Genomic DNA, 12,483 nt, shown 5'->3' with positions numbered 1-12,483 from the left:
AAAAATCAGTCTCCTTTTAGTCCTGTTACGGTAGATTCATCCAGTTTTCTATGCAGGAGTGAGATAAGAGAAAGATAATCGGCAGCATCATCTTCACCCTGCCAGAGTATTTTTGGTCCATGAGCTAACGGATTACGGACACCAGCAAAACAGCCTTTTAAAAGTAAAGCAAAACCTTTGTGTTCAGACCTTTCGGTTTCAGTTCGTAGCGAATTAATCGCCAGGATCGGTTTCTCTATTGAAAAAGCCTTATCAATAAGAGCAGCTCCATCTGCCTGCACTCCAGAAAGATCACGTATCCTCTGAGCCAGACCCTTCGAAGCTTCAAATACTGCATGGAAATAATTATCCTGCAGAAGCTCAGGCCTGCAATACTTCAAGACTTCTGGATGTATGCGCCTTCCCTGAAACTTTGCTCGGATAGTTCGTACCCTTTTTTCAGCTTCATCGAGAGTTTTCGCAGTCTCACACTGTCGGAATCTGCCATCCTTACCGTATTCCAAACCTGAGAAAGAAAGTATAGTGTTTAGTTGCTGGCGATTTGCTTCGAACTCGTCATTGCGCCCAACGAAACGAGTGGGATCTAGGAAAGATTGAATGAAGTCAATGATCTGATTCGTACAACCATGCTGTCGTTGACAATTAAGAAAAACCCAATTAAGCCGTCTCCATTTTGTAGATTGGCGCGATTCGTCCACCAAACCACGATTGCTTATAACTCGGGAAATATCATCGCCATTTCCGCATTCTCCAAGCAATCTCGCCAGTGCTTCAATTTGGCCGTCTGAGAATTGCGGAACGGCACTCATCTTATAGTTCCCCCTTGAAAGCCCGGTACTGGAGAGAGGCAAAGAGTAAGTCCAATTCTGCAAACGAGGCTTTATGCGCTGTTTTTAGTTTCTCTACGGCGGCGATACGGTGGGCGTATTCGTGTTGCAGTTCAATGGGTGGCAGAGAAATAGCCAATTCTTCAACGATTCCTCGATTCAAATTCGGTAGCGTGGCTCCAAGAGAAAAATCTTCTAAACGCTTACGCATAGATGAGCTTGAAAGCGTTGCTTGTAGGTAAGTAGCAGTAGCTTTGCTCTCATCAGGACGGATGAACAGAGATCCGGTGCCGCAGAGCATTCCATCGTGCTCTGGTCCTACGATTGCGCATCGACCCATTTCTCCTCGACGACCCATAATCACATCACCTTGTCGGAGTTGATAAAGCTGAAGTTCAGCGTGTTTTTGCATAGTGATAGACTGGTTTGGGTCGGGAATTATTTTTCCATCTTCAATATGCATAGGATTTATGAGTGGAATGCCACCATAAACATAGTCTTCTTTATGTAAAAGTGATCCAAAAGGACCGATTTGGACATGTTTGATGCAGTTCTTTAAAGGATATCTCTGCCATCCCACTGGATTGGACACTGCGTCTCCAAAAATATCAATATATATGGATTGAATAAGTTCATCGAGCTGGGCGAGGGCGGCTCGGCGTTTGGCTCGAAGAGCCTCCGCACGGTCCAGAATATCTGCAATTCGCTGTTGATCCGTTAAAGGGGGAAGTGGAATTCGGAGAGCTTTCAAATTAGGAGCCTTGATCGTTTTGATTGTTGTTGAGGATGATTCATTATCTAAGGAATTCAGAAACTCAGGAGAACGCATATACAGCCAGAGGTAACGTTCATACACTCTTTGTTTATTGGGGGACATACGAATGAGATTGGCTGTGATATTGGCACCACAAAGCTCACGGGGTACTATGCCAACTTTGCCTATTGTTCCACGGACAGACATAACCAAGTCTCCTTCCTCCAGACTCGTCCGGGGAAATTTTGATGCTGTTGTTTTCGAAATGAATCTCCATTTCTGCCTGTCCAAGTCAATATTCCCATCCGCAGTTATCAATTCCCCTCTTACCTCTGGAACTCCAATATCCAAGTATTCTATGCCGTAATAAGTTGGATATCGGTAGATTTCTTTGCATATCTCTCCTAAAGAAACCTGATCCATAGTCATCCCAACATCTCCTCTAACTCTTTCATCCCTGTTTGAATCTCAGCTTCCAGCTTTGCGAGGCTTTCGAGTATCCCTTTTGGGGTCCTGTGTTCAACGTCTTCATGTACCACTTCTTTGTAACGGTTGAGGGAAAGGTCGTAGCCCTGGGCTGCGATGTCGGCTTTTGGCACGCAGAAGCTCTGCTCGGTTCGGGCACGTTTGAGTTCGTTGTTATTGCGTTCCTGCCAGCGAGCCAGCACATCAGGCAGGTTGTTTTTGACGTGATCCTCCTCGGTAAGCTCGGTTGAGGGAACAGGACCAAGTTTTTCCTCGTCCAGGAGCGGGCTGCGCTTGTCGTCAAGGCTCCAGCCGTCGGCCTGCATGTCATAGAACCAAACATTGTCAGTGCCGCCTGAATTTGTTTTGGTGAAAAGGAGAATGGCAGTGGAAACTCCGGCATAGGGCTTGAAAACGCCGCCTGGTAGTGAAACAATTGCATCAAGCTTCTGTTCCTCGACAAGCATACGGCGAAGTTCCTTGTGGGCTTTGCTTGAGCCGAAGAGCACGCCGTCCGGAACGATAACAGCCGCCCGACCGCCTGGCTTTAACAGACGCATAAAAAGGGCGACGAAAAGCAATTCGGTCTTCTTGGTCTTGACGATCTGCAACAGGTCTTTTGCAGTATTTTCGTAGTCTAACGAACCTGCAAATGGTGGATTGGCAAGCACCAGAGTATAGGCTTCTTCGTCACTGGAGTTTTCCTGAGCCAGGGAGTCGCGGTAGCGGATGTCAGGGTTTTCCACGCCGTGCAGGAGCATGTTCATACTGCCTATTCGGAGCATGACGTTATCAAAATCAAAGCCGTGGAACATCCCGTAGTGGAAGTGCTGTTTCAGCCTCTCATCGTGCAGGATGTTCGGATGGTACTCTCGAAGGTATTCGCCCGCAGCTACGAGAAATCCGGCTGTCCCGCATGCAGGATCGCATATAATGTCTGTTGGCTGGGGGGCGGTTAGTTCCACCATCAGGCGGATAATGTGGCGCGGGGTACGGAACTGGCCGTTCTGGCCGGCGCTTGCGATCTTGCCAAGCATATATTCGTATAGGTCTCCCTTGGTATCGCGATTCTCCATGGGCACGCTGTCCAGAAGGTCAACTGCCTTTGATAGCATCGAAGGCGTGGGAATAGTGAAACGAGCACCTTCCATGTGCTTTGCGTAGGTGGAATCGTCGCCTCCGAGGGTGCGCAGGAAGGGGAATACGTGCTCATCGACAACTGTGAACATCTCGGCAGAGGTGAAGTTTTTGAAGTGGGACCAGCGCAGATCCTCGTAGGGGCGGCCTTTCGGGTCCTTGCCTTCAGGGAAAACACGGCGCTCCATAGGGCGCTTGAGCCGTGCGGATTTGTTCTCTTCCAGCGTGTGCAGGTCATCCAATCGCCTTAAAAACAGCAGGTAAGTAATTTGCTCGATAACTTCGAGAGGGTTGGAGATTCCTCCAGACCAGAAAACGTTCCAGATGCCATCAATTTTGTTTTTCAGTTCACCATTAATCATTTTTATTCCTCTATAATCCCAGTTTGCAGTCTCGTATACTGCTCATCAATTACGGTTCGATTAACGTTATTTTCATTCATTTTTTAGCCCGACATCTGTTCTCAATTAGTATCAATAATAAGGGTTTCGATTAGCTTCGATTGTTCTTCTTTAAGGATTTTCTGTTCAGGTATATCCGCGAATCTTTTTAACTCTTGCTCTTTTTCACAATTTTTTCAAATTGAAGGATACATTCCACTACCATAAATCATCTTTTTCTTTTCAGTTTCCTTTCTGAGGTGAAATATCGAAAATGGCAATAACAGCTTTTTAAAATTTAAGCTGCATCCGGGAGATTATCTTCTGAGACCTGAAGCTTAACGGCTCGGTCTTTCTGGCTCGGTCTCTATACTCCTTTTCTTTTTCATTTTGGGAAGGCCGGCTGCTTCGCACCCGGTTGAAGCCCCGGTTTCTATAAAGTAAAAAACAAAACGATTGCCGGAAAATCAGCAGATGGAATCAAAAAAGAGATCTTGGTCTATTCTCAAAGTGAAACTGTTTTCGTTTACCTTCACAGTTAGATCAGCACGTCCTCTATCCCCGCCCCTCTCACAATATCTATCGCATCCGTCTGCTCTTCCAGGGTCAGGTGCCTGTCGAGGTCAGGGTGTTCCATCGCCCGGTAGCAGGGCCTGTACTGGAACATAAGGTTGAACCTGATCTGCGGGGTGTGTTCTGCAACCCATTCGGCAATCGGCCTTGTGCAGCACTCAAGGTGGCCGGGGAGGACGAGGTGACGGAGGAGGATTTCGGCGGTCTCGTAAGCAAATTCAAAATTGTGCTGGACGACTTCCAGGTAGTTTTCCACTTTGGAGTACTTGAGGGCACATTCATTATTTCCGTACTTGAAATCCCCGAGGTAGACGTCAACAACGCCTTCCAGGATTTCGGCGATTTCTTTTGAATGGTACATGTTTGAATTCCAGACCACAGGGGTATTTGCCGACATTTCCCGCACGATTTTCAGAACGGTGTGCGGGTGTGGAGTAGGAGTTACGAAATTTACGTTCTTTGCTCCGTGGAGCCTTCTGATATCGACAAGCTTTGCAAGTTTCCGGGGGTCGACTTCAGTCCCGCATTCCGGGCAGATGGAAATGTCCCAGTTCTGGCAGTAGACGCAGGCAAAGACACAGCCCGTAAAAAAGATCGTGTGGGAAGGGATGAGTTCGGGCTCTTCTCCCATGTGCAGGAACTCCGAGGCATAGAGTGAGACATCGGTCAGCTTGCAGAAACCTTCCTCGCCTTCTTTTCGGTTGATCCCGCATCGGCGCTCACAGCAGTGGCAGTTTTCAAGCATCCTGTCCACAATTGCAACCTTGAGGTCAAGGAGGGAGGGGTTGGCTTTTGGAATATCCAGAAAGCTTTCAGTAAACAGTTTCAGCTTGTCCGAGACGTCAGGATATACAAGAACTCTAATGGCTTCGGTTTCGAGGTCTTCCCGGAGTTTTCGGTACTCTTTGATGCTCTCAGAATGGATTTTCCGGAGTTCTTCAAGCTCCATTCCTGGTTTAAACCCTGCAGGAATTCTCTCGGTTATCTTAAAAAAGGCTGGCATCTCGTTTCTCTGCACATCAAGGTAGCGTTTCAGATACTTCGGGGCTGCCATATTGAAATATTCTCCTGCAAGAGTTAAAGGCTTATTGTTTGTTTCTTCCGATTATTATCTCTGATTCAAATATTCGAGATTTTACCTTTGAGAAATTTAACAGGCTCTTCCATGGATTCTTTCAGGCAAGCTTATAAGAAGAAAGAGGCTTTAGAATATTTTTCAATTGATATTTTCACTGTAGCCCCATAAAAGTTCCATAAGCAGATTGTAGAACAAAAATGGAATGGATCTTTCTTTTCATCGCTGGTCTTTTTGAGACAGTCTGGGCAATCGGGCTGAAATATACGGAAGGTTTCTCAGGGATAGCGGGGCTCAAGCTGAATTCTCCATGAAACCATATAAAGTTCTCAAATCCATTCTCTTTTTCTTTCTCTTTTTTCGTCTCCTTTTTCTTTTTCTTTCTCCTTTTTTCGTCTCCTTTTTCTTTTTCTTTCTCTTTTTTCGTCTCCTTTCTCTTTCTCTTTCTCCTTTTTTCGTCTTCTTTTTCTTTCTCTTTCCCCTTTTTTCGTCTCCTTTCTCTTTCTCTTTCTCTTTCTCCTTTTTTCGTCTCCTTTTTCTTTCTCTTTCCCCTTTTTTCGTCTCCTTTTTCTTCGGGATTTTTGCAATTTCCTTATAAAATCGCTTTTTTCTGCAGTACGGATAGCCAACAATTAATAGCTGGCAGAACAATGCTAATAAAGAGATTAAACAATAAAGGGATTAAACCTGGGGGTTTAAATCACACATTCTGGTTATCTTTGACGGTGCCCGCGGGAAGTTAAAGGGGGAAGTTTTTCTGGCTACCGTTGACAGCACAACAATCAGTCTATGAGATATTGCTTTTCTTTTTTTCGTGGTTTTCTTTCTCTACACCGTTATTTACCCACAGTCACAGCTTAAAAGAGTCTTGATGAAGCGCATGGCAGGGCTGAAAGCTATGAAAAAAGACACTACATGCCTCTTTGGGAAAGAATTATGAAATGTGATTGTGGAAATGTTATTTTAAGAAAGATAGAGATAGAAACAGTGCTATCAACATCATGAAGCGATTCTTATCACAAAATACTTTGTGGATAGGCTATCAGAAATATTCTGATAATCTTCGACAAACAGGATTACAGATGGATACTTGCATTATGCAAATATCCAGGTGACATAATCACTCGAAGGAAGCTCCATCCTCGCTTTCATTAAAAAGCAGGGTGGGGTAGTTCACGATAACCATTTTCCATTTTTTATTCATATTTTGTATTCATATTTTGTATTCATATTTTGTATTCATATTTTGTATTCATATTTTTTTAAAATAGTTATCCTTTTTACTAATCTATATTTTTTATTACATTATAAAAATCAAAAAAATACTACTATATAAACATATGCCACAAATTCTCTTTAAATAATGGCTTTTGATTACTTTTTTAGACAGATTAATTATTTATACAATTATATCGGTTATACTATTGACAAAATATAATACCATTGGAAAAATGGAACAAGGGTTATTATGGGGTAATATGACATTTAGAATCGAAAGAAAACTTCAATTGATAGTACAGCTTTCGAAGCAAGTACTGGATACGGTGGGATGGGAAGAAGAGGACACATGTAACGGGTCAAAAAAATTCATACCTGTTCATGATTGGAATAAATATTTGAACATTCTCGCAAATTTATAAAAAATAAGGTCTAAATTAAAACAAAAATAGCTATGGAATTGTGTTGAAAAATAATGTTGAGATTAAGACAACGTTGAAATAAGTCTAAAAAAATATATTTTTGGGGAGTGGTGCTAAATGATTCTTTCGAACCTGACTGAGGCTGAAAAAACAATATTAAAGGATGAAACCATTTCTGATTTCAAACATTCTTTAGAAGTAGTCATTAAAAATTTACTTGCAGAATATGAGAAGGACCTTGAATCTAACCTTAATGTTTCGAAAGTTGAGATAAACTTTGTAGTAAAAATGGATGGAATTGAAGTATAAAGTTATTTAATTGTAGATATGGAAGGTTTATGACCTTCCTGATTTTATTAATATGTACCTTAATAGGCACCTATTTTATGGCTCAAATGTGTATTCTTTGGATATAATAGGGATTTTTCAGGTATACCTCTTATTTTTCAGGTATACCTCTTATTTTTCAGGTTCACAGTGTATTTTAAAGAAAAATCTTTTTGCAGGCAAAGCGAATTTTCAGAATAGCTATATAAGTTATTGAATGCATAATACTGTATGCTATTGTGTAATATACACAATCTCAAAAACATTGGTCAGACTGGTATAATTGTCAAATTGTAAAAATAACGCAAGCAAAACCAGACAACCACATCAGAGGGTGGAATACCAATGAAAACTATGAAAAAGTTTGTAGGTGAATCTGTGATGGCAGCCATCGCAGTTTATTGCCTGCTGTTAATAATGTTTCCTGTGGGTTGGGTAGTTCTGCTCGGGCTCACGATTACAGATCCGGGCATATACAAAAGATATTACAAAAGATATGTAGAATCGAAAACTCTTGGGACAGACTCTAAGTATTTGTAACGAAATAACTTCGGCAAAGAATAATTAATTTGAAGCTAAATCAGTCATTTTGATATTGAAAGTTATTTAATTATTCCTAAATTTTGCCTGTGTTATTTCACTGCATATTTTAAGTCTGAACTTCCGAGCGATGGAAACAAGAAACCAATATCCTCCTATAAAATTTCTACCAGAACGCTTTGCCTGAAAAATCGACCAAAAACGAATATTTGCTGGGCATAGAAGTATTTTTTTGGCAAAAATATATTTTAGGCAAAGCGCATTTTTTTAACCTTTGCGTTCTCTTCACTGAGCCCGGTCCAGCTAACCTTATACCCAAGGTGTTCGAGTACAGGGTAATAGAGGCTGCTGTCAAGCCCAAAGCCTTCAAACACCTTTACTGCATCTGCATATGTCTCTGCAATTCCTGGTTTTTCAAGTTCAAGGTCGATCCTCTCAAGGAACTGCCTGTGGAGCACATAATTCTCAAGGAGCACATAGTTTCTGTAGTTCTCGAATTCTCCGAATTCTTCAGATTCTTCAGATTCTCCGGATTCTTCGGTTTCCCCTGATTTTGTAAGCCTGCCTGCAATTTCTTTTTTTAAAGCATCAAGCACTACTTCCTTCTCAGTTGCGATTTCTTCAAGGCTGATCAGTTCCCCGGAAAGAGGAAGCTCCGTTTCCTGTAGTTTTGACAGGTCTTTTTCAAGCCTTCTTCTCTCATATTTTCTAAGCACCTGCGTTACTTCATTTGCCGGAATCTTCCTGTCAAAGAAAATCACGTCCTGTGCAGGAAAGTCTTTTTCTGAGCACTTGAGTTTCCTGTTAATCAGGAGAATAACGGGTTCCTTTACTTCCTTCAGTTTCTCGGTCTTCTTTTTAAGATATTCAGGTGTCCAGAAACCGACAACCTCGACATACACTTTCATCCCGTCTCTCTGAAGGGAAAAATCCGGAACAAATGCGTACCTGCCTGCTTTCAGAATCGTTGGTTCCCTTTTTGCTTTCCAACCCCCTAAACTTAAGCTGGCAAACTGCTGTTCATAAGTGCTGTCATAGGCTTCACTTTCAGTATCTGTTTCTGCTTCCTGAGTTCTAGCTTCTTGGGTTCCAGCTTCCTGAGTTCCAGCTTCCTGGGTTCCAGCTTCCTGAGTTCCAGCTTCCTGAGTTCCAGCCTCCTGAAATCCGGCTTTTTCTCCCTTAAGCCTGTTCTCATTCTCGATTCCTGTTCCGTATCCTTCCTGTCCTTCCGCAAACTGCAAGTCATGAGAAACTCTTTCTGGTACTCTTTCAGGATATCCGACTGCTTCCGGCATGAGCCTGAAAGCCTCTTCCGAGCTGTCAAGGGCAAAATCAAGGATGCGTTTCCCCTGGTAACTTTTATAGAGAATTCCTGCCTTCAGGCTCCAGCCCTTTGATTTCAGAAGGGTAGGGAAAAGTTTTGCAAAAGAGTTACCATATCGTTCCGACATCCTGAAAAGGGATGCAGGCCCATCAAGGTGGAGGTGAACGCTTTTCAACCTTTCAGTTTCTTCTTTTTCGCCTGATTTCTCTTCAGTGTCTTCCAGGGAATACATAAGCCCGGATCTGAGAATCTTCCAGAGGATTTTCTGAAAATCGCCTGCTATCCAGATATCCAGGTCAACAGCGCGGAAAAGGAGGGTCTGGGTCAGGGAGATATTATATTGCCTGAGGAGTTCTGCAGGAGAAAGAGGATTGAATTCTTTAAGGATCTGGTTTTCCTCAAGGTCAGCCCAGAGAGATTTTTCGAGTTCATGGACTGAAATGGAGAGATTTTTTGCCGCTTTTTGAAGCGCCTCTTTTCTTTCGGCAGGAGAAAGCGCCATTCCGGCACAGGCTTCAAAAACCGCTTCTCTGGCTTTAGAAGGGTCAACAGCTGAAGATGTTTCAACCACAGCCCGCCTGCCAAGGAGCTGGGAAAGCCCCCGGATAAAGCGGTAATTCATCTCTTCATATCCTTCAAGTTCTGCCAGGAGGTCGCCGTAGGTTTTTCCTACATGCTGCTCGAAGGTTTCAATAAGGAGCCCTGCAAGCTCAAGGTTTTCGGTATTAAAAGAAGCGTATGCGGGTTTGATTTTTCCGTGGGTGATGCGGGTTACAAGGAGATCGGATGTTAGCAGGTCATTCACCTCCCCTGGACTTTGACTGATCTTTTGATTGAATCTTTGACCGGCTCTTTGACTGGCTCTTTGACTGGCTCTTTGACTGGCTCTTTAACTGGCTTCCTGCATTGTCCAGGGCTTCTTTTCTCCTTTGTGCAGTTCCGGTCTCCGAGGTTTCCGAGGCTATGATTTCGTAGAGCACAGCTTTTTTTCCTTCTTTTTTCCTGAGGATCCTGCCAAGACGCTGGACATATGCCCGCTTGCTCCCGGTCCCACTTACGATGACCCCTACGTTTGCCTCGGGGACGTCGATTCCCTCATCGAGCACTTTTGAGGTGACCACAGCCCTGTAGCTGCCTATCCTGAACTTTTCGAGAATGGAGTTCCTTTCTTTTGAAGGGGTCCTGTAGGTGATAGCAGGGATAAAGAAGGTATTTGAAATCCGGTGCACAAGCCGGTTATGTTCCGTGAAGATAAACACCCTGTCCTCTCTGTGCTCCTCCAGGATCTCCCTCAGTTTTTCAATTTTTGAATCACTGTTGAAGGCAAGGTCTCTTGCTGCATTTCTTGCGAGGAGAGCTTTTCTGGCTTCAGGGTCTCTGCCGCTTTTCATGACCAATTTCCGGAAGTCCTGCGGTCCTCTCATTATCAACCCGGTTTTTTTGAGATAGTTAAGGAATACAGAATAATTCCGGTCGTATTCTCTCTGCTCCCCAGCAGTGAGCGTCACAGAAGTCCGTTTTATCGTATAAGGGGCAAGGTGCCCTCCTGCAAGTTCCGAGACCTTTTTCTCGTAGACTTTTCCCCCTGCAAGCCGGTTGAGTTCCGTATGCAGCCCGTCTTCCCTTTCGTATGTGGCAGTCAGCCCGAGCCTGCATGGGGCTGCGAAAAATTCGGCAATGCTCCTGTACCCTACTGCAGGTAGATGGTGAACTTCGTCAAAAATAAGGAGTCCGAACCTGTTACCCAGGATTTCGGCATGAATATAGGCAGAGTCATATGTGGAAACGGTTATGGGAAGGATTTTCTTCTCACCTCCCCCAAGCTTTCCGATTTCCATGGAAAAGGCTTCTTCAAGCTGCTTTTTCCATTGTTCAAGCAGGTCAAGGGTCGGGACAACTACAAGGGCAGGGGTATTGCATCCGGCAATTGCCCTGATTCCAACAAGGGTCTTTCCACTTCCTGTAGGCAGGACCAGAACTCCCCATTTATCATTCTCACCCCAGGAAACAAGAGCTTCAGCCTGATAGTCCCTCAACTCCAACTTCTTTCCCGATGCCTCATAAGCTGCTGCAAGATCAGGACAGGGAAGGAAGTCAAGGACGCTATCTTCAAAATCAATTCTGGACTCTCTCATGTAGTTGATAATTTCCCTGTAATACATTGCAGGAGCCCTGAAGCTTCCACTCCTTTCATCCCATATGGAGTTCGGGACCCTTACATTTCCCTTTATGAGAATAGTTCCCTGCTTGAAGCTGATTTTGATCATTGTTTACTAAGAGCCGGGACATGATATATAATAATTCAGTTATCAGCAGGCTCAGGCTGGAGTTTATTGCATGAGTTAATTTTTTTATCTATTCCGCTCGATGAAGGAACTTTTCAGTTTTCACTCCCTGCACCGTATGAGACCTGGGCCGGTCTGTCATGTAAGAAAAAACAATCTTCAAGCCACCATCACAATTGAGAGAGACAATACACTTAAAAAATGTCCCCCAACCGAGAAAATACTTTTCTTAACCTTGAAAACCGGTATTTAAAGATTTCAGCAGACCCGATAAAATAAATCAACATGCATAGGATAATATGTATAAAAGAAGAATTATATAAAGCAGAAAATAGAACATCGAGCTTGGGGGAAGTGGTCTCGAAGGTTCCATGGGGGTTAACAACATCAAAATTTACGGTAGATACCTGGCAAGCGGTTTTCAGGAATAATAAAAGACACCTGACGAATCTCAAGCCTTCAGATAAAAAAAGTATACTGTAGATATCCCTGTCAGAAGTCAGATTCTGTCAGAAGCTATACTACCTCGACCCCCGGCGCAAAACGGTAATGGAGATGATGGTTTCACTTCTACTGGTGAACTGACATCAAAACACAAGAACCAGCAAAATCTGTGACATACTGTGACATAAAAGGAGGTCATGATTATAGCAACTCTAACCGTTTTAAAATTTGACACTGCTAGCGGTGCAGAACATGCACTTGAAGTGATAGAGGATTTGAGCAAGAAGCAGCTGATCACCCTGCAGGACGCAGCAATCGTTTCCTGGCCTATGGGAAAAAAGAAGCCAAAAACGAAACAATTAGCCAGCATGACCGGGGTAGGTGCACTGAGCGGTGCATTCTGGGGCATGCTGTTCGGCCTTATTTTCCTGGTTCCGATTTTCGGGATGATAGTCGGAGCAGCTGCGGGTGCGCTGTCAGGCTCTTTTGCCGACGTGGGGATAAATGACGATTTCATCAAGTCGATACGCAGTAAAGTGACCGAAGGTACTTCTGCACTCTTTTTGCTTACCAGCGGTGCCGTGCAGGATAAGGTAGCAGAAGCTGCTAGGGAACTGAAGTTTGAACTTATTGCTTCCAACCTTTCCAAAGAAGAAGAAGAAAAGATGCGTGAGATGTTCGCCGAAGAAGAAGCAGTTCCTGCACACTGAAT

At 43.7% G+C, this 12,483-nt stretch carries 11 protein-coding genes; 4 read left to right on the top strand and 7 right to left on the bottom strand.

The annotated features are described in order from the left end of the window. Positions 1-5 precede the first annotated feature (5 nt). The 4 genes from MSWHS_RS06965 to MSWHS_RS06950 all read right to left on the bottom strand — a co-directional run bounded on the left by MSWHS_RS06965 (position 6) and on the right by MSWHS_RS06950 (position 5,190). Positions 6-809 (bottom strand): TIGR02391 family protein, encoded by an 804-nt coding sequence (locus MSWHS_RS06965; protein ID WP_048158883.1) that lies wholly within the window; start codon positions 807-809, stop codon positions 6-8. A 1-nt stretch (position 810) separates the two neighbouring features. Further along, complete coding sequence (locus MSWHS_RS06960; protein ID WP_052722639.1) at positions 811-2,010, bottom strand: restriction endonuclease subunit S; 1,200 nt, start codon at positions 2,008-2,010, stop codon at positions 811-813. Then, positions 2,007-3,545 (bottom strand): class I SAM-dependent DNA methyltransferase, encoded by a 1,539-nt coding sequence (locus tag MSWHS_RS06955; RefSeq protein WP_048158882.1) that lies wholly within the window; start codon positions 3,543-3,545, stop codon positions 2,007-2,009. The genes MSWHS_RS06960 and MSWHS_RS06955 overlap by 4 nt, the downstream gene beginning before the upstream one ends. 556 nt (positions 3,546-4,101) lie before the next feature. After that, complete coding sequence (locus MSWHS_RS06950; protein WP_048127134.1) at positions 4,102-5,190, bottom strand: radical SAM protein; 1,089 nt, start codon at positions 5,188-5,190, stop codon at positions 4,102-4,104. Positions 5,191-5,411: 221 nt separating this feature from the next. Here MSWHS_RS06950 and MSWHS_RS19095 point away from each other — a divergent pair, with 221 nt between their 5' ends. Further along, positions 5,412-5,525 carry an SMR family transporter gene (locus MSWHS_RS19095; RefSeq protein ID WP_082088048.1) on the top strand — a complete coding sequence of 38 codons (114 nt, stop codon included), beginning with the start codon at positions 5,412-5,414 and terminating at the stop codon, positions 5,523-5,525. Positions 5,526-5,540: 15 nt separating this feature from the next. Here MSWHS_RS19095 and MSWHS_RS06945 read toward each other — a convergent pair whose 3' ends face one another. Continuing rightward, a complete protein-coding gene (locus tag MSWHS_RS06945) occupies positions 5,541-5,798 on the bottom strand; it encodes a hypothetical protein (protein ID WP_156148087.1) in 258 nt (85 codons plus the stop codon). A 1,170-nt stretch (positions 5,799-6,968) separates the two neighbouring features. On the opposite strand from MSWHS_RS06945, the gene MSWHS_RS06935 reads away from it, so the two are divergent. Together MSWHS_RS06935 and MSWHS_RS06930 are read left to right on the top strand one after the other, a co-directional pair. Beyond that, on the top strand, positions 6,969-7,160 hold the full coding sequence (locus MSWHS_RS06935) for a hypothetical protein (RefSeq protein WP_048127132.1): 192 nt from the start codon (positions 6,969-6,971) through the stop codon (positions 7,158-7,160). Between the two features lie 363 nt (positions 7,161-7,523). After that, on the top strand, positions 7,524-7,718 hold the full coding sequence (locus MSWHS_RS06930; RefSeq protein ID WP_048127131.1) for a hypothetical protein: 195 nt from the start codon (positions 7,524-7,526) through the stop codon (positions 7,716-7,718). A 248-nt stretch (positions 7,719-7,966) separates the two neighbouring features. Here MSWHS_RS06930 and MSWHS_RS06925 read toward each other — a convergent pair whose 3' ends face one another. Further along, positions 7,967-9,847, bottom strand: coding sequence for a DUF790 family protein (locus MSWHS_RS06925; protein ID WP_231585622.1), 1,881 nt, complete (start codon positions 9,845-9,847; stop codon positions 7,967-7,969). Next, the gene (locus tag MSWHS_RS06920; protein ID WP_048127124.1) at positions 9,840-11,309 is read right to left on the bottom strand and encodes a DEAD/DEAH box helicase; all 1,470 of its coding nucleotides are present in this window, start codon (positions 11,307-11,309) and stop codon (positions 9,840-9,842) included. Before MSWHS_RS06920 ends, MSWHS_RS06925 begins: the two co-directional genes overlap by 8 nt. 659 nt (positions 11,310-11,968) lie before the next feature. Here MSWHS_RS06920 and MSWHS_RS06915 point away from each other — a divergent pair. Further along, positions 11,969-12,481, top strand: coding sequence for a DUF1269 domain-containing protein (locus MSWHS_RS06915; protein WP_197074036.1), 513 nt, complete (start codon positions 11,969-11,971; stop codon positions 12,479-12,481). Positions 12,482-12,483: the final 2 nt, after the last annotated feature.

This window comes from Methanosarcina sp. WWM596, from assembly GCF_000969965.1.
Lineage (GTDB): Archaea > Halobacteriota > Methanosarcinia > Methanosarcinales > Methanosarcinaceae > Methanosarcina.
The sequence above is the reverse complement of the archived record's forward strand: the minus strand, read 5'-3'. Positions and strand labels throughout refer to the sequence as shown.

Excerpts from the sequence above, each read along its gene's own strand:
- MSWHS_RS06960 (WP_052722639.1), bottom strand. The coding sequence starts at position 2,010 with ATGACTATGGATCAGGTTTCTTTAGGAGAGATATGCAAAGAAATCTAC.
- MSWHS_RS06935 (WP_048127132.1), top strand. The coding sequence starts at position 6,969 with ATGATTCTTTCGAACCTGACTGAGGCTGAAAAAACAATATTAAAGGAT.
- MSWHS_RS06920 (WP_048127124.1), bottom strand. The coding sequence starts at position 11,309 with ATGATCAAAATCAGCTTCAAGCAGGGAACTATTCTCATAAAGGGAAAT.
- MSWHS_RS06950 (WP_048127134.1), bottom strand. The coding sequence starts at position 5,190 with ATGGCAGCCCCGAAGTATCTGAAACGCTACCTTGATGTGCAGAGAAAC.
- MSWHS_RS06915 (WP_197074036.1), top strand. The coding sequence starts at position 11,969 with ATGATTATAGCAACTCTAACCGTTTTAAAATTTGACACTGCTAGCGGT.
- MSWHS_RS06955 (WP_048158882.1), bottom strand. The coding sequence starts at position 3,545 with ATGATTAATGGTGAACTGAAAAACAAAATTGATGGCATCTGGAACGTT.
- MSWHS_RS06930 (WP_048127131.1), top strand. The coding sequence starts at position 7,524 with ATGAAAACTATGAAAAAGTTTGTAGGTGAATCTGTGATGGCAGCCATC.
- MSWHS_RS19095 (WP_082088048.1), top strand. The coding sequence starts at position 5,412 with ATGGAATGGATCTTTCTTTTCATCGCTGGTCTTTTTGAGACAGTCTGG.
- MSWHS_RS06965 (WP_048158883.1), bottom strand. The coding sequence starts at position 809 with ATGAGTGCCGTTCCGCAATTCTCAGACGGCCAAATTGAAGCACTGGCG.